Source organism: Nonomuraea cypriaca (genome assembly GCF_015645445.1).
GTDB lineage: Bacteria > Actinomycetota > Actinomycetes > Streptosporangiales > Streptosporangiaceae > Nonomuraea > Nonomuraea cypriaca.
On sequence record NZ_JADOGI010000188.1, the window covers coordinates 1 to 20790 of the forward strand.

The 20790-nt window shown below is 70.9% G+C and carries 19 protein-coding genes; 10 read left to right on the forward strand and 9 right to left on the reverse strand.

The window, feature by feature from the left end; translation table 11 throughout:
- Positions 1 to 169 precede the first annotated feature (169 nt).
- Positions 170 to 1447: an isocitrate lyase gene (aceA, locus tag ITP53_RS41250; protein ID WP_195900907.1), complete on the forward strand. Its 1278-nt coding sequence runs from the start codon at positions 170 to 172 to the stop codon at positions 1445 to 1447.
- A 300-nt stretch (positions 1448 to 1747) separates the two neighbouring features.
- Here the strand turns inward: aceA and ITP53_RS59740 are convergent, their stop codons facing one another.
- The 3 genes from ITP53_RS59740 to ITP53_RS41265 form a co-directional block, all read right to left on the reverse strand.
- Positions 1748 to 3532: a serine/threonine-protein kinase gene (locus tag ITP53_RS59740; protein ID WP_195900908.1), complete on the reverse strand. Its 1785-nt coding sequence runs from the start codon at positions 3530 to 3532 to the stop codon at positions 1748 to 1750.
- A 292-nt stretch (positions 3533 to 3824) separates the two neighbouring features.
- On the reverse strand, positions 3825 to 4655 hold the full coding sequence (locus tag ITP53_RS41260; protein WP_195900909.1) for a siderophore-interacting protein: 831 nt from the start codon (positions 4653 to 4655) through the stop codon (positions 3825 to 3827).
- 86 nt (positions 4656 to 4741) lie between these two features.
- Entirely contained in the window at positions 4742 to 5620 is an 879-nt protein-coding gene (locus ITP53_RS41265) for an alpha/beta hydrolase fold domain-containing protein (RefSeq protein ID WP_328817423.1), read from the reverse strand.
- 476 nt (positions 5621 to 6096) lie between these two features.
- Between ITP53_RS41265 and ITP53_RS41270 the strand changes: the two genes are divergently transcribed.
- From ITP53_RS41270 to ITP53_RS41280, 3 genes are read left to right on the forward strand one after another with little or no spacing between them, the layout of a single operon-like run.
- Entirely contained in the window at positions 6097 to 6792 is a 696-nt protein-coding gene (locus ITP53_RS41270; protein WP_328817425.1) for an ABC transporter permease, read from the forward strand.
- Positions 6785 to 7573, forward strand: coding sequence for an ABC transporter permease (locus ITP53_RS41275; RefSeq protein WP_195900910.1), 789 nt, complete (start codon positions 6785 to 6787; stop codon positions 7571 to 7573). The genes ITP53_RS41270 and ITP53_RS41275 overlap by 8 nt, the downstream gene beginning before the upstream one ends.
- Before the next feature lie 2 nt (positions 7574 to 7575).
- A complete protein-coding gene (locus tag ITP53_RS41280) occupies positions 7576 to 8325 on the forward strand; it encodes an ABC transporter ATP-binding protein (RefSeq protein WP_195900911.1) in 750 nt (249 codons plus the stop codon).
- Here ITP53_RS41280 and ITP53_RS41285 read toward each other — a convergent pair.
- Positions 8319 to 8699, reverse strand: a complete 381-nt coding sequence (locus ITP53_RS41285; protein WP_328817427.1) for a hypothetical protein — start codon at positions 8697 to 8699, stop codon at positions 8319 to 8321. The two genes, ITP53_RS41280 and ITP53_RS41285, sit on opposite strands and share 7 nt — an antisense overlap.
- A gap of 217 nt (positions 8700 to 8916) precedes the next feature.
- On the opposite strand from ITP53_RS41285, the gene ITP53_RS41290 reads away from it, so the two are divergent.
- Positions 8917 to 9438 carry an MFS transporter gene (locus ITP53_RS41290; RefSeq protein WP_195900913.1) on the forward strand — a complete coding sequence of 174 codons (522 nt, stop codon included), beginning with the start codon at positions 8917 to 8919 and terminating at the stop codon, positions 9436 to 9438.
- Between the two features lie 49 nt (positions 9439 to 9487).
- Complete coding sequence (locus ITP53_RS41295) at positions 9488 to 10204, forward strand: YcnI family copper-binding membrane protein (RefSeq protein WP_195900914.1); 717 nt, start codon at positions 9488 to 9490, stop codon at positions 10202 to 10204.
- Between the two features lie 56 nt (positions 10205 to 10260).
- Here the strand turns inward: ITP53_RS41295 and ITP53_RS41300 are convergent, their stop codons facing one another.
- The 3 genes from ITP53_RS41300 to ITP53_RS41310 are packed head-to-tail and all read right to left on the reverse strand — an operon-like array spanning position 10261 to position 13419.
- Positions 10261 to 11274, reverse strand: a complete 1014-nt coding sequence (locus tag ITP53_RS41300; RefSeq protein WP_195900915.1) for an ABC transporter permease — start codon at positions 11272 to 11274, stop codon at positions 10261 to 10263.
- On the reverse strand, positions 11261 to 12247 hold the full coding sequence (locus ITP53_RS41305; protein WP_195900916.1) for an ABC transporter ATP-binding protein: 987 nt from the start codon (positions 12245 to 12247) through the stop codon (positions 11261 to 11263). The genes ITP53_RS41300 and ITP53_RS41305 overlap by 14 nt, the downstream gene beginning before the upstream one ends.
- Positions 12244 to 13419: a LolA family protein gene (locus tag ITP53_RS41310; RefSeq protein ID WP_195900917.1), complete on the reverse strand. Its 1176-nt coding sequence runs from the start codon at positions 13417 to 13419 to the stop codon at positions 12244 to 12246. The genes ITP53_RS41305 and ITP53_RS41310 overlap by 4 nt, the downstream gene beginning before the upstream one ends.
- Before the next feature lie 127 nt (positions 13420 to 13546).
- Here ITP53_RS41310 and ITP53_RS41315 point away from each other — a divergent pair, with 127 nt between their 5' ends.
- Together ITP53_RS41315 and ITP53_RS41320 are read left to right on the forward strand one after the other, a co-directional pair.
- Positions 13547 to 14221, forward strand: a complete 675-nt coding sequence (locus ITP53_RS41315; RefSeq protein ID WP_195900918.1) for a response regulator transcription factor — start codon at positions 13547 to 13549, stop codon at positions 14219 to 14221.
- Complete coding sequence (locus tag ITP53_RS41320) at positions 14214 to 15560, forward strand: sensor histidine kinase (RefSeq protein ID WP_195900919.1); 1347 nt, start codon at positions 14214 to 14216, stop codon at positions 15558 to 15560. Before ITP53_RS41315 ends, ITP53_RS41320 begins: the two co-directional genes overlap by 8 nt.
- A 95-nt stretch (positions 15561 to 15655) precedes the next feature.
- On the opposite strand, the gene ITP53_RS41325 is transcribed toward ITP53_RS41320, so the two are convergent.
- Positions 15656 to 16525, reverse strand: a complete 870-nt coding sequence (locus tag ITP53_RS41325) for a LysR family transcriptional regulator (RefSeq protein ID WP_195900920.1) — start codon at positions 16523 to 16525, stop codon at positions 15656 to 15658.
- 493 nt (positions 16526 to 17018) lie between these two features.
- Between ITP53_RS41325 and ITP53_RS41330 the strand changes: the two genes are divergently transcribed.
- Positions 17019 to 18077 (forward strand): neutral zinc metallopeptidase, encoded by a 1059-nt coding sequence (locus ITP53_RS41330; RefSeq protein WP_195900921.1) that lies wholly within the window; start codon positions 17019 to 17021, stop codon positions 18075 to 18077.
- A 178-nt stretch (positions 18078 to 18255) separates the two neighbouring features.
- The gene (locus tag ITP53_RS41335) at positions 18256 to 19809 is read left to right on the forward strand and encodes an LCP family protein (protein ID WP_195900922.1); all 1554 of its coding nucleotides are present in this window, start codon (positions 18256 to 18258) and stop codon (positions 19807 to 19809) included.
- 307 nt (positions 19810 to 20116) lie between these two features.
- On the opposite strand, the gene ITP53_RS41340 is transcribed toward ITP53_RS41335, so the two are convergent.
- Positions 20117 to 20790: cytochrome P450 (locus tag ITP53_RS41340; protein WP_195900923.1), on the reverse strand; the 674-nt coding region annotated here is incomplete at its 5' end.

Genomic DNA, 20790 nt, shown 5'->3' on the forward strand with positions numbered 1-20790 from the left:
GGGATGGTCTAGTCCAACAGGAAAACTCGAGATTTCTTCGCCGCTGAATACCTGCCAGTAGTGCCCATAAAGAAAATTTCTGCCGTTCTTCGCTCTCCGGCGGGCTATTGACCCGGCCCCCCAGGGCAGAAACTCGCCATGAGCCCAGGGGACGACGAAGGAGCGAACCATGAACGATCGCCTCAAGGGAGCTGCTGAGCAGCTGCGGGACGAGTGGGACGACGACCCTCGCTGGGAGGGTGTCGAGCGCACGTACGGCGCCGAAGACGTGATCAGGTTGCGTGGCAGCGTCCAGGAGGAGCACACGCTGGCCCGGCTGGGCGCCGAGCGGCTGTGGAACCTGCTGCACACCGAGGACTACGTCGCCTCCCTCGGCGCGCTGACCGGCAACCAGGCCGTGCAGCAGGTGAAGGCGGGCCTGAAGGCGATCTACCTGTCCGGCTGGCAGGTCGCCGCGGACGCGAACCTGGGCGGGCACACGTACCCGGACCAGAGCCTGTATCCGGCCAACTCCGTGCCCGCCGTCGTGCGCCGCATCAACAACGCGCTGCTGCGCGCCGACCAGATCACATGGTCGGAGGGCGTGCCGAGCCCGCACTGGCTGGCGCCGATCGTGGCCGACGCCGAGGCGGGGTTCGGCGGGGTGCTGAACGCGTTCGAGCTCATGAAGGGCATGATCGCGGCCGGCGCCGCGGGCGTGCACTGGGAGGACCAGCTGGCCTCCGAGAAGAAGTGCGGCCACCTGGGCGGCAAGGTGCTGATCCCGACCGGCCAGCACATCAGGACGCTCAACGCCGCCCGCCTCGCCGCGGACATCGCCGGCGTCCACTCCCTGATCATCGCGCGGACCGACGCCCAGGCCGCGACGCTCCTGACCAGCGACGTGGACCCGCGCGACCAGCTCTTCACCACCGGCGAGCGCACCGCCGAGGGCTTCTACCGGGTCAGGAACGGCATCGAGGCGTGCATCGCCCGCGGCCTGGCGTACGCGCCGTACTCCGACCTGCTCTGGATGGAGACCGGCACGCCCGACCTGGACGTGGCCCGCGAGTTCGCCGAGGCGATCAAGGCCGAGTATCCGGATCAGCTGCTCGCCTACAACTGCTCGCCGTCGTTCAACTGGAAGAAGCACCTGGACGACTCCACGATCGCCAAGTTCCAGCGGGAGCTGGGGCACATGGGGTACAAGTTCCAGTTCATCACCCTCGCCGGGTTCCACTCGCTCAACCACTCCATGTTCAACCTGGCCCAGGGGTACGCCACGGACGGCATGCCGGCGTACGTGGAGCTGCAGGAGGCGGAGTTCGCGGCCGAGTCGCGCGGCTACACCGCCACCCGGCACCAGCGCGAGGCAGGAACCGGCTACTTCGACCTGGTCAGCACGGCCGTGGCGCCCGGCTCCTCGACGACCGCGCTGCACGGCTCCACCGAAGAGGAGCAGTTCTAGGTCCCAACAACTCGCCGGCACGTCCAGGGCATGGGACGGTTCTCCGGCGACGGGCCGCGCCAGTTCTCCCCCAGCGCTGGCGCGGCCCTGTTCATGCCGCCCCGGACGAACTCACGCGCGCCGGTGGCCGTCACGGTCGGGGTCTCGCAGGGCGGAGCCCCTTCATGCCGCACAGGGCGGACTCACGAGGCGGTGTCGGTCGGGGCGCGGTCGCGGTCGCGGTCGGCGGCGCGGTCGCGGTCGCGGTCGGCGGCGCGGTCGTCGGTAAGCGGGGCCCTCTTCATGCCGCTTCCGGCGGGCTCACGAGGTGGTGCCGGTGGACGTCGCCGTCGCGGTTGGGGTCTCGGAGATCGATGGGGAGGTGCCCGGTGACTCGCCGGGACCGTCCTGGGGAATGGTGGTGATCGAGCCCGAGGGTCGCGGGCAGTCGCGCCGGACCGCGTCGCCTCGCCTCCTGCCCGCGGGGTTCGCGCACTCGCCGGGATCGGGGCCGCCCGGGTCGCCCGGTGCGGCGGTGTTGGACGCTCTGCCGGTGTTGGATGGTCCGGCGGTGCCAGCCGGGCGATGGGTGACCCGATGGGCGGGTGAGGGGCTCAGGACGCTGGGCGGGCCCATCGTGCGGGTGGGCGTGATGAAGATCGTGGGTGTGGCCTTGGCGGGCGCCGCCGTGGCGACCCGCGTCGGCGGGAGGCCGCCCGTGGACGTGGCCCTCGGACGCACGGTGGAGCCGGCGCTCCCCTGGAACTGGACGGCAGGCGGGTTGCCGGGCAACTCCGAGCCGCCGCCGGACCGCATGCCGTCCCCGCCCGCCGCCGCGATCACCGTGATCGCCGCGATCGACACCGTGGCCAGCGCCGCGAACGTGGCATGCGACAGATGCGCCCCCGCCTTCGCCCTACTCCCCCGCCTACCACCGTAATCGCCTCCCGCATCAGCACCCTGCCCATCATCACCACCCCACCCATCGTCAGCAGGCCCCGCAACAGAATCATCACTGCCAGACCCCGCACCACACTCATCACCGCCGAACCCCGGACCACGGGCGGCGCCGCCGGGCTCGGCACCCTGCCCGTCTCCATCGGGTCCGGCACCACGAGCGGCGGTGGCGGGCGCGTTCGTGGTTTCCGCGGCAGCGTACGGGGGGCCGGGAGCGGAGTTCTCCCAGCCGGGGGTGGACGCGTGCCGTACCCGCCCCCCTCCGGGCGGGTACGGCACGGGGCTCCAGATCGCGGCGAGCACCCCGGACACCGCCTGCCGCAGATCCCACGGATCGCCGACGCCACCGGCGCCCAGCAGCACGCGCAGCAGGTCGGCGGCCTTGGGACGGTCGATGGGCTCCTTGGCCAGCGCCGCCTCGACGGCCGGTCTGAGCAGGGCGGGCACGCCCTCCAGGCGCGGCGGTTCGAACAGGATGCGCCGGGTCAGCGCGTCGTGCTCCCCACCGCCGAACGGATGGTGCCCGGACGCCGCGAACGCCACCAGACAGCCCCACGCGAACACGTCCGACGCGGGCATCGCGGTCCCGCCCGTCAAGCGTTCCGGGGCCACCCAGCCGGGACTGCCCATGACCTGACCGGCCTGGGTGTGCGCGCCGAGCGTGTCGACGTCGCGGGCGATGCCGAAGTCGATCACGCGCGGACCGCGCGGGGACAGCAGCACGTTGCCCGGTTTCAGGTCCCTGTGCACCAGTCCGGCCTCGTGGACCGCCACCAGCGCGGCGGCCACCCCCAGCGCCACCCCGTACGCGAGGTCGGGCGTGAGCGGTCCCCTCGCCCTGACGACCTGGGACAGCGCCGGGCCGGGGATGTACTCGGTGACCAGGTAGGGCCGGTCCTCGTCGGTGCCGTCCTCGATGACCGCCGCCGTGCAGAACGGCACCAATCTGCGCGAGAAAGCCACTTCCTCAGCGAAGCGCGCGCGTAACGTGGCATCGTTGAGATGCACCGCATGTGGTGTTTTGAGCGCGACCAGGCCGCCCTGAGGGTGTTCGGCCAGGTACACCACTCCCATCCCGCCCGTGCCCAGGCGGCCGAGGAGCAGGTACCGCCCGATGATGACCGGGTCGCCCACCGTAAGCGGTCGCACGCCAGAAGGCATGTCGCTTCCCCCACGCGCCATCCGGTTCGCCTCTCCTGTCCGGGACTCGGCACAGCACACTGTCGCCGGATCCGCGGAGGCTTTCCGCATGTCTTACATAAGGGGTATTAGAGGTAAGGCGGTCATAACCGCAGAGTGAGTAAGCGGTGTTGCCGGATGGCTTGAAGTGGCGTTTCGCGCCTGGCGGGGAGAGCCCCTCAGAGGCAGGGAGAGCCGCTCAGGAAGCGGCGAGAACCGCCCAGGAAGCGGGGAGAACCGCCCAGCCGGCGGTGAACGCCGCTCAGGAGGCGATCGCGGCCGCCTCTTCGGCCTCGACCCGCCGGTTCCAGTCGCGCTTGACCGCCCGCCAAGCCTCGTCGTCCACCCCGACGCGCCAGTATCCGGAGATGGACAGGCGATCCAGGCTGATCCCCCGCTCGACCCGCAGATGGCGGCGCAACTCCTTCACGAAGCCGGCCTCCCCGTGCACGAACGCGTACACGTCCCCCTCGGGGAACTCCAGCTCGCGCACCGAAGCCACCAGCGCCTCGCCGACGGGACGGCCGTTCCGGTACACCCACGTGATCGGCACGGACGTGTCGATCTTGAGCTCGTCCTCGGGCCCGTCCACCTCCACCAGCACGTGCGCGGGCACGCCCTCGGGCAGCGCCTCGGCCGAGGCGGCAATGGCCGGCAGCGCGCTCTCGTCGCCCACGAGGAGATGCCAGTCCGCCGCGTCGTCGGGCGCGTAGCCGCCGCCCGGGCCGAGCATGAGCAGGACGTCACCGGGCACGGCCCGCTCGGCCCACGGCCCGGCCACGCCGCTGTCGCCGTGCACCACGAAGTCGAGCGTCAGCTCGCGGGCATCGGGGTCCCAGGCGCGTACCGTGTAGGTCCGCAGGCGCGGCCACACCTCGCGCGGCATGGTCTCCCTGCAGGTCTTCACGCTGAACGGCTCGGGATAGCGGACGCCGTCGTACGGGAAGACGAGCTTCACGTAGTGGTCGGTCATGCCGGAGGTGGCGAAGCCGGCCAGCCCGTCGCCGCCGACCACGACGCGGACCATGTTCCGCGAGATCCGCTCGGTCCGGAGAACGACGCCGCGATGATGATCCACGGGCTTGTCAGCCATCGAATGAGCCCCCCTGCAGAAAACTTAGGTATACCTAACCTTATACTCCCCTTGGCTGCCAGCGTACGCGAAGGGACAGGAAAAGGTCAGGCCGCGGCAGAGTCGCCCTTCGACGTATGCCGTGCGCGTACCGCGCCCAGGAACTGCGCCATGTGCCGGAAGGCCAGCCGCGCCTCCGGCAGCACGTCCGCCAGGATCGGGAAGACGTGCGGCATGCGCCGCCATTCCTCGTACCAGACCGGCACGCCGCCGAGCCGCGCGCGTTCGGACACGCGCCGCGCCTCGTCCCGCAGCACCTCGGTCGATCCGGTGAGGATCATGAGCGGGGGGAGCCCCGTGAAGTCCCCCAGCACCGGCGAGACGAGCGGATCGTTAGGGTCGAGCCCGGAGGTCCACCGTCGCGCCAGCCATCGCACCCTGCTCGCCGGCAGTAACGGGTCCTGCCATCGGTTGGCCCGGCGCGGGAAGTCGGTCAGGTCCGCCCACGGCGACAGGCAGATCGCCGCGGCCGGCAGCGGCAGCCCCCGGTCCCGCAGCGCCAGCAGGGCGGCCAGCGTCAGATGCCCGCCGGCGGAGTCTCCCCCGAAGATCACATCCCCGGGCGCGTGCCCGCGCTCCAGCAGGCAGCCGTACGCCTCCAGCGCGTCGGCCAGCGAGTCGGCCAGCGTGTGCACGGGCCCCTGCCGGTAGTCGAGGGCGAGGACCGGCCGCCGGGCCGCCACGGACAGGCGCCAGGTGATCGGCCGGTGCGTGCACGGCGAACACCAGAAGTAGCCGCCGCCGTGGAAGTACAGCAGCACCTTGCCCTCGTCGACCTCCTCACCACCGCGGACCCACTCGCCGCCGCACGAGTTGAAGGCGGCCTGCCCGATCGCGACGGTCGGCGGCTGCGGTACACGTACCATCCGCGCGACCTCCCCCAGCCGCGCCACCCCGGCCAGTGCCAGGGGATGACGGAGCAACACGCTGGAAGCAGGCTTCAACGTGCCTCGCATGAGTCCGGTGAGTGCACGGGCCTGCCAGCTCAAGGGGTATTCAGGAACGATGTCCCTGTCGATCCGCATATCGGCCCTCCGAGTAGTCTCCTTCCCCGAACGCCGCCGCCCTACCGGCCAGTAAGTATCTCGTCTCTTACACGGATATTTCGATACTGTAACGCGCCGTCACATCTGACCGGTTACCCGGCCACCCCATTACCTGCGCGAACGCCCTGGGCCACCCCGGCGGGGCGTTAATCCCGTTGCGAACCGCCGAACGGCGACGGATAATTCCATGCTTTCCATCGGCAGACCCGTGCTCGGGTCCGGACACGGCTGGTCACCGTGTCATCACACTCCGGAGGTGCAAAACCATACCGCTCTATGCCCGGCTCGTCCGGTACGGTTTCCGCAAACACGCCACCTATGTCTGGGCCGCGGTCGCCGGCGCGTTCACCAACAGCGTGTTCGGCGTCCTGCGTGCCTACATCCTCATCGCGCTGTGGCAGGCCCGCCCCGGGCTGGCCGGCTACGACGTGATCGACGCCGTCACCTTCTGCTTCATCACCCAGGCGTTCATCGGGCCGATGCAGCTGTTCGGCGGCGGGCTCACCATGCCCGAGCGCATCCGCAGCGGCGACATCGCGCTCGACCTGATCCGCCCGGCCTCGCTGCAGCTGTGGTCGCTGGCCGAGGACGTGGGCAGGGCCGCCTACCTGTTCCTGGTCCGCGGCATCCCGCCGATGCTGCTCGGCCTGGTGCTCTTCGACATCGTCGTCCCCGGCGAACCCGGCCGGTGGCTGGCGTTCCTGACCGGCTTCGCGATCGCCGTCGTGGTCAGCTTCGGCTGGCGCTATCTCGTGGCGCTGTCGGTCTGCTGGCTCGTCGACGACCGCGGCGTGGCGATCCTGTCGATGGTCATGACGACCTTCTTCAGCGGGATGCTGCTGCCCCTGCACCTCTTCCCCGGCTGGTTCGGCGACTTCGCGAGGTCGCTGCCGTTCGCGGCCATGGTCCAGTCGGCCACCGACCTCTACCTCGGCAAGGTGCCGGTGCTGGAGACACTCGCGTTCCAGGCGTTCTGGGCGGTGGTCCTGCTGGGGCTCGGCGCGCTCGGCACCAGGGCGATCCGCCACAAGGTGGTGATCCAGGGTGGTTAGGACGTACTTCCTGCTGGCCTGGACCTGGACCCGCGCCGCGGCGGCGTATCCGGCCTCGTTCGCGCTGATGATCGTGCTCGGCTTCGTCACGGCAGGGCTCGACGTCGCGGTGATCCTGATCGTCTTCGCCAACACCACCACCCTCGCCGGGTTCTCCCGCGAGGAGGTCCTCTTCCTGTACGGCGCCGCGAGCGTGTCGTTCACCATCTGCGACACGTTCGTCAGCAACATCGACCGGATCAGCGGGCACATCAAGGCGGGCACGCTGGACACGTTCCTGATCAGGCCGGCGGGCGCGTGGATCCAGCTCGCCACCGACCGCTTCAACGCCAACCGGGTGGGGCGCATCGCGCTGGCCGGCGTCATGCTCGGCTACGCCCTCACCGCGCTGGACCTCGACGCGCGGCGCATGTGGATGGTCCCCGTCATGGTGGTCACCGGGATCGTCATCTTCGCGTCGTTGTGGACCCTGGCGGGCGCGCTGCAGTTCGTGCTGACCGACGCGCCCGAGGTGGGCAACGCCTTCACCTACGGCAGCCAGCAGCTCACCCAGTACCCGTTCAGCATCTACGCCCGCGACCTGGTCAGCGGCGTGACATACGTCCTGCCGCTGGCCTTCGTCAACTGGCAGCCCGGCCTGTACGTGCTGGGCAGGGACGATCCGTTCGGCACGCCGGAGTTCACCCGGTTCCTCGGACCGGCCGCCGCGCTGGTGCTGGCCGTGCTGGCGGCGCTGGCCTGGCGGCAGGGCATCAGGCACTACCGATCGACAGGGAGTTGACAATGATCGAAGTCGACCGGGCGGGACGCTCGTTCAAGGTGCGGAGGAACGTCGTCCACGCCGTGCGGGACCTGTCGTTCACCGTGCCGGCGGGAGAGTTCGTCGGCTACCTCGGGCCGAACGGCGCGGGCAAGTCCACCACGATCAAGATGTTGTGCGGCATCCTCACGCCCACCTCCGGCCGGGTGCGGGTGGCCGGGCTCGACCCGTCGCGGCGGCGCACCACGCTGGCGCGGCGGATCGGAGTGGTGTTCGGGCAGCGTACGACACTGTGGTGGGACCTGCCGCTGGCCGACAGCTTCGAGCTGATCAGGCTGCTGTACAAGGTGGAGCGGGCCACGTTCAGAACCCGGCTGGACGAGCTGACCGAGACGCTCGACCTGAGCGCGTTCCTGCGCACGCCGGTGCGCCAGCTCAGCCTGGGCCAGCGCATGCGCGGCGACCTCGCCGCGGCGCTGCTGCACGCGCCCGACGTGCTGGTGCTCGACGAGCCGACGATCGGGCTCGACGTGGTCAGCAAGGCCGGCATCCGGTCGTTCCTGCGGCGGGTCAACGCCGAGCAGGGCACGACCGTGCTGCTGACCACGCACGACCTCGGCGACATCGAACGCCTGTGCCGCCGGGTGATGGTCATCGACCACGGGCGGCTGGCGTTCGACGGGACGCTGGACGACCTGATGGCCACCGCGCCCGACCAGTCCACGATCGAGGACGTCGTCACCCGGCTCTACACGGCCACCTCGGGTCAGTAGTAGCTGCCCTCCGGGGTGGCCTCGTAGTCCTCGTCCAGGTCGTCGCGCCGGCGCGCCCAGCGCGACGGCATCAGCACGGGGATGAACAGGGCCACTCCGAGCAGGGCGAACACGCCTGTGGTCAGCATGGCCCTGCTGCCCCAGCCGGCGTCCCTGATGATCTGGTTCACCGATGGCTCGGACGGGATGAGGGAAAGGGCCCGGTTCATGTCGAGCGCGTACGTGACCGTCCAGGCCAACATGACCATCGACGGCACGAACGTCGCCAGCGGCGAAACCCGGCCCGCCACCACCAGCCCGACGACGAGTCCGACCGCGGCCATCGCGCCGAGGGCTATCCACATGCTCTGGCTGTCCGGTGGGGTCGCCGCCACACTGCCGAATGCCTGTTGGACAGCCCAGCCACCGCCTCCAAGCACGGCGACCGTGACCACAAGCCCGATGACAAATCCAGCTAAGTGCCGCAACGTTCTCACCTCTAGTCAACGTGGTGGCACGACCCTAGCGAGATAAATGGCATTTGTCCGCGAGGTCTCCTCAGACCCCTGCCCCGTGAGACCATGAGGCACACCCATGTATGCGCAACTCCCCATGAGACTCGCGCGGACGGCCGCCTTCTCGGCCGTCTGTGTGGCTCTCGCCGCCCTCGCCCACGTGCTGGGCGGCGGCGGACGGCCGGAGCCGTGGGCGGCGGGGCTCGGGGTCGCCGGGGTGTCCGCGCTGGGCCTGGCGCTGTGCGGCAGGGAGCGCTCGGCCGTGACGATCAACGTCGCGCTGGCCGGGGCGCAGCTCGGGCTGCACGAGCTGTTCGCGGGTGACGGCGCGGCCTACGTCTCGGTGCACGCGCACGGCCAAGGCGGCCTGGCCGTCGACGCGGGCATGCTGCTCACCCACCTGACGGCCTCGCTGATCACCGGTCTGTGGCTGGCCCGCGGCGAGGCCGCCCTGTGGTCGCTGCTGCGCCTGCTCGGCCGCCGCCTGCTCCTGCTGCTGCGGCCGGTCGCCGTGCCGGCCGTGCGGGCCTGCGCACCGGTGGTGTTCGCGCGAGTCGTCCCGCTCCAGCCGGGATTCCGGCACTGCCTGGCCAGGCGTGGTCCTCCACTTCCCGCCTGACCGTCTGACACCCCTTCATTCTTTTCCTTCCGCCAAGTGGAGATCACCCATGTCCTTCGTACGCCGTGCCGCGACCGTGCTCGCCGCCGCCACCGCTCTCACCGCCGGCCTGGCCCTGCCCGCGCTGGCCCACGTCACCATCCAGCCGGGCAGCGCCGAGCAGGGCGCGTTCACCAAGGTCGCCTTCCGCGTGCCCAACGAGCGCGACGACGCCTCGACCGTCAAGGTCGAGGTCGCCTTCCCCACCGACCACCCGCTGGCGTTCGTGACGGTCAAGCCCGTGCCCGGGTGGGACGTCAAGGTCACCGAGGGCAAGCTGCCCGCGCCGGTCAAGACCGAGTACGGCGACCTCGAGGAGGCCGTCACCAAGGTCGTCTGGTCCGGGGGCGAGATCAAGCCCGGACAGTTCCAGGAGTTCGAGGTGTCCATGGGGCAGCTGCCCAAGGACACGGACACGCTGCTGTTCCCGACGACGCAGGAGTACTCCGGCGGTGAGGTGGTGAAGTGGGCCGACGCGCCCAAGGCGGACGGCACGGAGGCCGAGCACCCGGCTCCGGCGCTCAAACTGGTCCCTGCCGCCGCCACCACCACCGCGCCCTCGGCCTCCCCCGCCGCCGCGCCGGCCGCGGCCTCACCCTCGGTGGCCCCCGTGGCGGCCGAGTCGTCGTCCGACGGCACCGCGCGGCTGCTCGGCGGGGCCGGGCTGGTGGTCGGCGTCATCGGGGCCGTGCTCGGCGCCCTCGGCCTGCGCCGCCGCTCCGCCTGACCCGACCATCCCGGACGCGGCCGGGGCGCAGGACCCGAGCGCCCCGGCCGCCCGCGTCAGGACGTGATGTCCTTGCCAGAGAAGCGGGCCCAGGCGATCGAGCCGAACAAGGCGATGTAGGCGCCGAAGGCGAGCAGGCCGTCCCGCAGCGCGGCCGTGTCGATCGGACTGCGCAGGACCGCGTCGAAGTTCGTGAACCAGGTCGGCAGCAGGTACGGCGTGATCGCGCTGAGCTCCGGGATCGCACGGAGCACCTGGCAGACGATGACCAGCACCATGGCGGCGGCGACGGCCCCGATGGACACTTCGGTGAACGTCGACAGGGCCAGCCCGATCGCCGCCAGCGCCGCCATGGCCGTCCCGACGTAGCCGACGGCGATGAGGATGCGCAGCAGGCCCTCCGTCATCGAGATGGTGGTGCCCGACAGGAGGGTCACGGGACCTGCCGGGAACAGGATCAGGCCCGTGACCAGCGCGGACAACGCGACCACTGCGGTGACCGCGTACGCGAAGACGGCCGCGTTGAGGTATTTGACGAGGAGCAGGCGGGTGCGCCCTGCGGGGGCGGCCAGGAGGTAGCGCAGCGTCCCCGTGCCCGCCTCTCCCGCGATCGAGTCGCCCGCGACGACGCTGACGGCGACCGGCATCAACAGCAGCACGAGGAACGAGAACGACACGAACGTCAGCATGAGGCTGTTGCCCGCCACGGCCTCGACCATCCCGCCCATGTCCCCGGCCTCCGCGGCCACGAGCCGCAACGCGACGCCGACGAGGGCCGGGACGGCCGCCAGCACGGCGAGCATCACCAGATTGCGCGGCCGGCGGAACGTCAGGCCCAGCTCGGAGCCGAGCAGCCGCCAGAACGTCCACCCGGCCCGTACGGGCAGCGGCCCGGACGCCGGCTCCGCGGGCGGCTGGGACACCTGACGTTCGGTGCTGCGCCTGGTCTCCGCGACCGGCACGAGCCCCGGGGTCCGCCGCGCCCCGCTCTCCGTGCCCGGCACCCCGGGAACCTCCGAGGCCGGGGCCGGAGGCCCGCCCGTCGCGATCGAAGTCTCAGCCGTCGACATCGAAACCCTCCCCGGTCAGTCCGACGAACACGTCCTCCAGACTCGGCCGTACGACGGCCAGCCCGCGTACGGCGACGCCCTCCCCCACGAGCGCGGCGTTGACCGCCTCGGGCGCGTGCCCGCCCAGCTCCGCCGTGACCGCCCCGTCCGAGGGGCGCACGTCGGACAGGCCGAGCGTGCCGAGCACCCGCGCGGCGTCGGCCACGTCGGGCGTCTCCACCCGGACGCGGGTGACGAGCCCGCTGCTCAGCGAGGCGATCGTGCCCTGCGCCACCAGCCGCCCGGTACGCATGATCGCCGCGTGCGTGCACATCTGCTCCACCTCGGCCAGGAGGTGGGACGAGACGAACACCGTGGTGCCGTCGGCGGCGATCTCCTTGACCAGCGTGCGGACCTCCCGGGTGCCCTGCGGGTCGAGCCCGTTGGTCGGCTCGTCCAGGATGAGCAGCTCGCGCGGCTGCGTCAGGGCGGCCGCGATGGCCAGACGCTGGCGCATGCCGAGCGAGTAGTTGCGGTAGCGCTTGCCCGCGGCCGCCGACAGCCCGACGCGTTCGAGGGCGTCGGCGACGCGCCGCCCCGCGGTGCCGCGTACGGCGGTCGGGTCGGCGGCGTCGAAGCGCATGAGGTTGGCCGTGCCCGACAGGTACGGGTAGAAGGCCGGCCCCTCGACCAGCGCCCCCACCCGCGGCAGGGCGTGCGCCGGCGGGAGCCCGAGCACGGAGTATTCCCCGGTCGTGGGCGCGACCAGGCCGAGCAGCATGCGGATCGTGGTGGTCTTGCCCGAGCCGTTCGGGCCCAGGAAGCCGAACACCGAACCGCGGGGGACGGCCAGGTCCAGCGTGTCCACGGCGATCTGGCCGCCGCGGAACCGCTTGGTCAGGCCGCTCGTGACGATCGCGGCGTCCCCGGCGGCGTCCGCCGGGGGCGGGGCCGCCCCGAAGGGCGCCCCCGCTTCCTGAGTGACGGCGGTCACTTGATGTCCGCCGCCTTGGTGATCTCCTCCGGCGTGACCGCGCCGACCAGAAGGCGGCCGTCGTCGGTCAGCAGGGCGGTGACGAGCTTGGTCCTGATCAGCTTGCCTGAGCCCCACGTGCCGCTCACCGGGGTGGCGGACTTGAGCACGCTGTCGATCAGCGCGGCGGGGTCGCCGTCGCCGCCGAACTCGCCGGCGCCCTCGGGAGTCTCGGCGGGCTTGGCGGCCAGGTCCGCCGCCGAGTACGGCAGGACCGCGACGCTCGCCCACCCGTCGCCGACCACCTTGACGTCCTTCGCCGCGTCCTTGGCCTCCTCGCGGTGCCGCTCGGCCTCGTCCGGCCGCCGAACCGCGCCGAGCGTCTTCTCCTCGACCTTCGCGCCCGCGGGCGGGGTGAAGACGAAGTTCTCGGCCGCCGGCGGCGTGAACGTCACCTGCGTGAACCCGGTCTGGAACGCCGGCTCCGCCGATCCCTTGGCGAAGACCTGCACCTGGAGCGGGACGTACGTCTCGCCGTCGAGCGCGATGCGTACCTCCTGCACCAGTGAGCCCTCGTCCTTGGGCGTCAGCACGAGCTGGTAGACCGGGCGGCCCGCCACCTCGGCCGTGTTGACGACGCGGACGGTGGTGTGCTCGTCCACGCCGGTCAGCAGCCGCTGCGCCGCCTGCTGCGGCGTCAGGTCGGACGGCTGCGGGGTCGGCATGGTGTGCTCCTTGCCGATGCCCGCCTCGCCCGCCTTGATGGTCATCTTGGTCGCGGTGTTGGTGGAGCTGTCCCAGAACCAGGCCTCGCGGCCGTTCAGGATCAGGTTGGTCTCGTTCAGCTGGGTCGGCATGGCCACCCGCAGCTTGTCGGCGGCGCCGTACCAGACCTTCACCTCGTGCGAGCCGGACAGCAGGCTGATCGGCGACCCGGCACCGGTCGCCGGGCCGCCCATGGGCAGCGACGGCAGGCCGAGCGACGCCGTCTGCTGCACGGTGCCGGACATCGGCGGCAGGCCGCCGTCCTTGGTGGCCGCCATGGCGTCGGCGAGCAGTTGCTCGGCCGAGCGCTCAGGCAGCACGGGCTCGCCGCTCACCGCGGCGATGACGGGGCCGGCGCCGATCGCGCCGCCGATCACGGCTGCGGCGGCGATCGGGACCCCCCACCTCACGAACGTGCCTCTGCGCATCTCACTCCTTAACGGTATGTCGATGTCCAGAGCCTGCGTCATGCATCCTTAGGCGAACCTGAGACTGTCTGAGACGGCTCTCAGTCTTCTCAGCGTCGTCTCAGGGCGGGAACAGGAGAATTGCCATATGAGAGTACTTGTCGTCGAGGACGAGCGGCGGATGGCCGCGGCGCTGCAGCGGGGACTCCAGGCCGAGGGTTTCGCCGTGGACCTCGCCCACGACGGCGAGGAGGGGCTGCACGCGGCCAGGCACGGCGACTACGACGTCGTGGTGCTGGACATCATGTTGCCCAGATTGTCGGGCTACAACGTGTGCAAGCGGCTGCGCGCCGAGGAGAACTGGGTGCCGATCCTCATGCTGTCCGCCAAGGACGGCGAATACGACATGGCCGACGGGCTCGACCTGGGGGCCGACGACTATCTGACGAAGCCGTTCTCGTACGTGGTGCTGGTGGCCAGGTTGCGGGCGCTGCTGCGGCGCGACGCGGGGCGGCGGCCGGCGGTGCTGGCCGCGGGCGACCTGTCGCTGGATCCGGCCCGGCGCAGGGTGACGCGGGAGGAGAGCCCGATCGAGCTGACGCCGAGGGAGTTCGCGCTGCTGGAGTACCTGCTGCGGCGGCGGGACGAGGTCGTGTCGAAGTCGGAGATCCTGGAGCACGTGTGGGACACCTACGACACCGACCCGAACGTGGTCGAGGTGTACGTCGGCTACCTGCGCCGCAAGATCGACGTGCCGTTCGGCAGGAACGCGCTGCAGACCGTGCGCGGCGCGGGCTACCGGCTGGCGGGCGACGGTGGCTGACTCCCCGCTGGTCTGGTGGCGGCGGCAGGGGCTGCGGTTCAGGCTCACGGTGGCGGCCGCCGCGGTGCTCGCGCTGGCCCTCGCGCTGTCCGCGTCGGTGCTGCTCAGCGTCCTGGACCGGGCGCTGATCGACACGGTGGACGAGAGCACCAGGCACCAGGCGCAGACCGTCCGCGTGGCGGCCGACGCGGGCACGCTGACCAGCCCGATCACCACTCACGACGGCACGATCGTGCAGGTCATCGCCGCCGACGGGCGGATCACGCACGTCACGTACGGCGCCGACCGGCTGGTGCCGCTGCTGGACGAGCGGGCCAGGGAGAAGGTGCTCGGCGAGGGGACGGCCACGTTCCTGGACGGACGGCCGTACGCGATTCCCGGGCCGCTGCGCGTGGTCGTGCTCAGGGCGGACCGCGGGCAGACCGTGGTGGCGGCCAGACCCGTCGGCGAGATCCAGACCAGCCTCGGCACGGCGGGACGGGTGCTGCTGGTGGGCACGCCCGCGCTGATCGTGCTGCTGGCGGTGGCGAGCTGGCTGATGATCGGCCGCACGCTGCGCCCGATCACGGCGCTGCGCAGGGGCGCGGCCGACATCACGCACACGGCCAGGTCGCGCCGCCTGCCGGTGCCGCAGTCACGTGACGAGGTGCACTCGCTGGCCACCACGCTCAACGACATGCTGGCCCGGCTGGAGGAGGCCGAGCAGCGGCAGCGGGCGCTGGTCTCCGACGCCGCGCACGAGCTGCGCAGCCCGCTCGCCAGCATCAGGCTGCAGCTGGAGGTGGCGCTCGGCCATCCCGATGGGCAGGACTGGCCGGACACCGCCGAGGGCGTGCTCGAGGACACGATGCGGTTGTCACGGCTCGCCGAGGACCTGCTCGCGCTGGCCCGCCTCGACGAGCGCGGCGGAGTCCCGGCCAGGCGCGAGCCGGTCGACCTCGACGACGTGGTGCGCCAGACCGTCGAGAGGTACGGCGAGGCCCGCCTGACGGTCTGCGACCCGGTCCTGGTCCGCGGCGACGCGCTGGACCTGAGCCGGGTGCTGACGAACCTCATGGACAACGCGGTACGCCACACCGCCTCCAAGGTGGAGGTGGCGCTGACCGCGGACGGCGTCCTGACCGTGACCGACGACGGGCCCGGCATTCCTGAACATGACCGCGAGCGGGTGTTCAACCGCTTCACCAGGCTCGACTCCGGGCGCAGCAGGGACGAGGGCGGAGCGGGGCTCGGACTGGCCATCGTGCGGGAGACCGTACGGGCTCACGGTGGCACGGTGTGCCTGGAGGACGCCTCACCTGGGCTGCGGGCCGTGGTGAGGCTTCCGGTGTCCCGTTGAGGGGCCACGGCGTCTTCGCCGGGGCCGATCAGATGGCCTGATCAGAATGGCGGTCGGATCGTGCGCAGCGGGGGGAATGGATCGTTCCTATGTGGTCAGGCGGCTGTCCCCTTTTCTGCGGTCGCCAGGAAGTCCTGGGCGATGAGCGGCAGGCGGCGCCGGGCGTGGATGACGGCTATGACGCGGCGCACCGCCGGTTCGAGCGAGCGCACCACCAGCCCCGCGCGAGCGGCCTGTTCGGCCATGCCGCGATACCAGAGCAGCGACGCCTGGCCGGCGCGTACCGCGTTGAGCCAGCCGTTGCGCTCGTCGGTTTCGAGCACGACGACCGGGGTCACCGCGTACTTGCCGAACATGGCGTCCAGCTCCCTGCGACGCATGCTGCCGCGGGCGGGCAGTGCCAGGCGCATGCCGTGCAGCTTGCCCATCGGCACCGGATTGGGCAGGTCGAGCCCGGGCGGTGAGATCAGCACGATCTCCTGGCGCTCGAGCGGATGGGTGATGAGATCGGTGGGCACGGGGAGATCGGTGAGCCCGAGATCGGCTCGCTGATCCCGGATGGCGCTGACGACGCCGTCACGGCCGTCGCAGCGGACGATGTGCACGCGTACACCCGGGTGCTCGGCCGCGTAGGCCGGCAGGAGCCGTCCCGCGAGACCGGGTTCGAGGGTGGGCGTGGCTGCTATGCGGAGCTCGACCTCGGTGACGCCGCTGTGGTTGGCGAGGCCCTCGATCTCGTGTACGGCGTCGAGTGCCTCCCTCGCCAGCTTGACCACCCGGCGGCCCTGCGCGGTGACGACCACGCCACGGCCTGAACGAGCGAAGAGCGTCATGCCGAGCTCCCGCTCCAGATCGCGGATCGCGCGGGAAAGCGCAGGCTGCGCGATGTAGAGCGATCTTGCCGCGTCGGTCATGGTGCGGTGCTCCGCAGTCGCGACCACATAGCGGAGCTGCTGGAGATTCATGCCAACGAAGCTAGGACACCGCCCGCCGTCGGGACCGAAAGATAGCGGAGATCACCTCGAATGATTTCGGACCGTAACCGAGCGCTGCTACATCCGTGACGGGTGATAAATCAGTATGCTTTTGCCCCAAATTTGGCAAAGGTCCGCCAAGTCGCGGCGCAAAACCATCCATTGCAGACATCCGGGTGAACGGGGAGACACGGTGACAGGGAACGGGCAGTATCCACCCCCGCCACAAGGGCCAGGGCAGCCACAGCGGCCACCCTCGTTGCCCTGGCCGCCGCCTGGCCGTCGCCAGCCGCAGCCGCAGGGCGGCGGCGGACACGCGTTCCCGCCGGGGCCGCAGGGGCCGCCGCCCCCTCCGCATGGGCGGCCTCACCCGCAGTACCCGCCCCGGGGCCCACAGCCGGGTCCCGGCTATCCGCCCGGGGGTCCCCAGTACCCGCCGCCGCCCCGCGGGCATCACCGGCAGCCGCCGCCTCCCCCGCCGCCGATGCCGCCGCGGCAGTGGCAGCACCAGCCGCCGCGCAGGAAGTCGGGCATGGGCGTCATCGGGGTGCTCGGCATCGTGTTCGGGAGCCTGGCCGCGCTGGTCGTGATGATCGTCGTCGCGGGGGCTCTCTTCCGCGAGGCGACCAGTTCGGACACGTCCAACCCGGTCGCGATCCCCAGCTACGAGCCGTCCGAGCGGGCCACCGACGATGACGACGACGAGCCTGCAGAGACGCCGTCGGACGAGCCCTCGGAGGAGCCCTCCGACGAGCCGTCGGACGACGACGCGGAGGAGCCAGACACGACCGTCAAGCCGCCGGTCCAGGTCAACCGGAGCCTGAAGAACAACACCATGTACAAGGCCGGCACGCTGCCCAGGCTCAACTGCCGGGCGGGCGGCGCCAGCATCTTCAGCCACAGCCAGCTCAAGGCGCTGATCCTGAAGACCGGAAAGTGCATGAACCAGGCGTGGCAGCCGATCCTGGAGAAGCAGGGCATCCAGTTCAGGGCGCCCAAGTACGCCATCGCGTCCGGGAGCGGCAGGGGCGCGTGCGGCGACTACCCGTCGCCGGGGAGCATGGTGCCGTACTACTGCCCGAGCAACAGCACGATCTACGCCTCCACCTCGGCCATGGCCAAGGGCAACGGCAACGCCCGCGGGTACGGCCAGATCATCGCCTGGCACGGCGGCATCATCAGCATGATGGCCCACGAGTACGGCCACCACGTCCAGAACGTCACCGGCCTGATGGACTCCTGGTGGAGCAGCACGCTCGACACCTCCAGCCAGAACACCAAGCTGGCGCTCAGCAGGCGACTGGAGCTGCAGGCCACCTGCTTCGGCGGCATGTGGATGCGGTCGGTGGCGACGTCGTATCCGGTCAGCACGTCCAACCGGAGCCGGCTGTTCTGGTTCTACGGCCAGGTGGGCGACTATCCCGGCTATCCGCGCGACCACGGCAAGCCCGTGAACAACAACCGGTGGTTCCGGCAGGGCTGGGAGAAGAACAAGGCGTACCAGTGCAACACCTGGATGGCGTCCTCCGCGAACACCTCCTGACGCCCGGCGCGGGCCCTTCCCGCAGGCCCGCCGAATACGGCCCGGCGTAAACGTGGTGTTCATCTCAGGTTGGGCACATGTCTCCCATGTCCCGGTATGGGGACTAGAATCCTGGCAATCTTGTCCCCAAAGGGGGGCAAGTCAAGGTTTTGCCTGGTAGAGGTGTGAAGGAGCCGGTGTGAGCAATCGGGATGGGGTCGACACCGTGCCGGGAGGCAGGAAACGGCGTCCACCTCGCCGGCCGCGCCCGGCTTCCCGCCCGGGCTTCCGCCTCACGCTGCCGCGGTTCGCCAAGCCGCTGACGACCGCCTCCGTCCTCGGGTGGACCGCCTTGTCCGCCATCCTGCCCGGCGCCGCTCACCTGCGGGCCGGGCATCGCCGTACCGGGCTGGCGCTGATCAGCGTGTACGCGGTGCTGCTGCTCGGCGCCCTGGCCTTCGCGCTGACACGCGACCTGTCGGACATGTCGATGTTCATCGCCGACGGGTGGCTGGTGACGATCATCGCCGCCGCCTCTGTGCTCGCGCTGGCCTGGTTCGCGTTGCTGGTGACGTCGTACGTGGCGCTCGGCCCCAACCGGCTGAACCAGCAGGGCCAGATGGTGACCGGCATCGTGGTCGGCGTGTTGTGCGTGGCCGTCATGTCGCCGTTCGCGTACGCCGCCGAGGTCGTCGTGACCACGCGGGACGCGTTCCAGAACATCTTCTCGTCGCCGGGCGACCCGGACACGCCGCAGGTCGCCCAGAACTCCGAGGATCCCTGGCACGGCAAGGACCGGGTGAACTTCCTGCTGCTCGGCGGCGACTACGCGAGCAACCGCACCGGCGTGCGTACCGACAGCATCAACGTGGCCAGCATCAACGTCAAGACCGGCGCCACGGTGCTGATCAGCCTGCCGCGCAACCTCCAGCACGTGCGCTTCCCCGCCTCCTCACCGCTGCACAAGCAGTTCCCGAGCGGCTTCATGGCCGAGTTGCCCAACGGCGGCCTGCTCAACGAGGTCTGGCAGTACGGCAACGACCACCCGGAGCTCATGGGCGGCAAGAACAGGGGCCCGCGCGCGCTGATGGAAGCCGTCAGCCAGACGCTCGGCCTCAAGATCGACTACTACGCCATGATGAACATGTACGGGTTCGCGGGCCTCGTCGACGCCATCGGCGGCCTCAAGATCCGGGTCGAGCAGGACATCAAGTGGGGCGGCCACTACGGCACGGCGGGCACGATCAAGGCCGGCTACCAGAAGCTGTCCGGCGAGGAGGCGCTCTGGTACGGCCGTTCCCGGGTGAACAGCGATGACTTCTCCCGCATGGCCCGCCAGCGCTGCGTCATCGGCGCCTTCGCCCAGCAGGCCACGCCCACCGTGATCCTGACCAACTTCCGCAAGATCGCCGGCGCGGCCAAGCAGATGGCCGATACGAACATTCCGTATCCGCTGGTGCAGCCGGTGGTGCAACTGGCGCTCAAGGTCAAGGACGCCAAGATCACGAGCCTGCAGTTCGTGCCGCCGGACTTCTGGCCGGGCAACGCGGACTGGGCGAAGATCCGCCAGGCCACCAAGAAGGCGATCAGCGACTCGGGACGACCGGCGCGGGCCAAGACGGCGAACGTGACCGCCTCCCCGAGCATCACCTCCTCCCCCTCGAACACCCGCACCGCGGCCCCGAAGCAGACCCCCACCCGCAACAGCCAAAAGGGCGAAGCCAAGTCCCTCGACGAACTCTGCGGCCTCTGACAGCGACCTCCCGGCCGCTGCCGCCCTCGACTCACGACCCGTGTCACGGCCGCTGCCCTCGGCTCCGCGACCGTGTCACGGCCGCTGCCCTCGGCTCCGCGACCGTGTCACGGTCTCTGCCCTCGACCTCACGACCCGGTCACGACCTCTGACCGCGGCGTCCGCGGCCCTGGGGTCACCCGTGTGGCCGACCGCCTCTGGCCCCGTTTCCGGCACGCGCCGCATCGTCGCAGGTCAGACTCCATGGCAGCCTTACCACTGTGACTGATCGGCGCAGGTCGGCGGCGGTGAGGTGCGGCAAACGGGTCTAGCCGGCGGTCGTGAAGGTCACGGGGAGGTGGATCGGCCCGCGGACGGTCAGGCTGGAGCGCCAGCGCAGCCGTTCGGGGGGCACGGCCAGGGCGAGGCCGGGCAGGCGGCGGACGATCGCCTCCAGGGCGGCCCGGCCCACGACGCGGGCGAGCATGGCGCCCAGGCAGTAGTGCGGGCCGTGGCCGAAGCTCAGATGGGCGTTGTCCGCGCGGGTGATGTCCAGCCCGCCGGCCGCGGGGAACCGTTCGGGGTCCCGGTTCGCCGCGCCCAGCGCCACCAGGATCGGCCGCCAGGCCGGCACGCGTTCCCCGCCGATCTCCATCGGCTCCACCGCGAACCTCCACGTGGCCAGTTCGACGGGGCTGTCATGGCGCAGCAGCTCCTCCAGCGCCACGTCGAGCAGTTCCGGCCGCTCGCGCAGCAGCTCGAGCTGGTCCGGGTGGCGCAGCAGCGTATAGGCGCCCAGTCCGATGAGGCCGACCGTGGTCTCGTAGCCGGCGACGAGCAGCAGAAAGATCATCGACAGCACTTCCGTCTCGGTCAGCCGCCCGTGCTCGTCCGCCGCGGTGGTGAGCGCGCTGATCACATCCTCTCCCGGCGTCGCGCGCTTGGCCGCCACCAGATCGCTCGTGTACGCGGCCAGCCGCCGCAGCGCCTCGGACCTTGCAC

Bases quoted from the DNA above. Each gene is read 5' to 3' on its own strand.
- aceA (WP_195900907.1), top strand. From the start codon at position 170: ATGAACGATCGCCTCAAGGGAGCTGCTGAGCAGCTGCGGGACGAGTGG.
- ITP53_RS41315 (WP_195900918.1), top strand. From the start codon at position 13,547: ATGAGAGTACTTGTCGTCGAGGACGAGCGGCGGATGGCCGCGGCGCTG.
- ITP53_RS41295 (WP_195900914.1), top strand. From the start codon at position 9,488: ATGTCCTTCGTACGCCGTGCCGCGACCGTGCTCGCCGCCGCCACCGCT.
- ITP53_RS41280 (WP_195900911.1), top strand. From the start codon at position 7,576: ATGATCGAAGTCGACCGGGCGGGACGCTCGTTCAAGGTGCGGAGGAAC.
- ITP53_RS41300 (WP_195900915.1), bottom strand. From the start codon at position 11,274: ATGTCGACGGCTGAGACTTCGATCGCGACGGGCGGGCCTCCGGCCCCG.
- ITP53_RS41260 (WP_195900909.1), bottom strand. From the start codon at position 4,655: ATGGCTGACAAGCCCGTGGATCATCATCGCGGCGTCGTTCTCCGGACC.
- ITP53_RS41310 (WP_195900917.1), bottom strand. From the start codon at position 13,419: ATGCGCAGAGGCACGTTCGTGAGGTGGGGGGTCCCGATCGCCGCCGCA.
- ITP53_RS41330 (WP_195900921.1), top strand. From the start codon at position 17,019: ATGCCGCCGCGGCAGTGGCAGCACCAGCCGCCGCGCAGGAAGTCGGGC.
- ITP53_RS41325 (WP_195900920.1), bottom strand. From the start codon at position 16,525: ATGAATCTCCAGCAGCTCCGCTATGTGGTCGCGACTGCGGAGCACCGC.
- ITP53_RS41290 (WP_195900913.1), top strand. From the start codon at position 8,917: ATGAGACTCGCGCGGACGGCCGCCTTCTCGGCCGTCTGTGTGGCTCTC.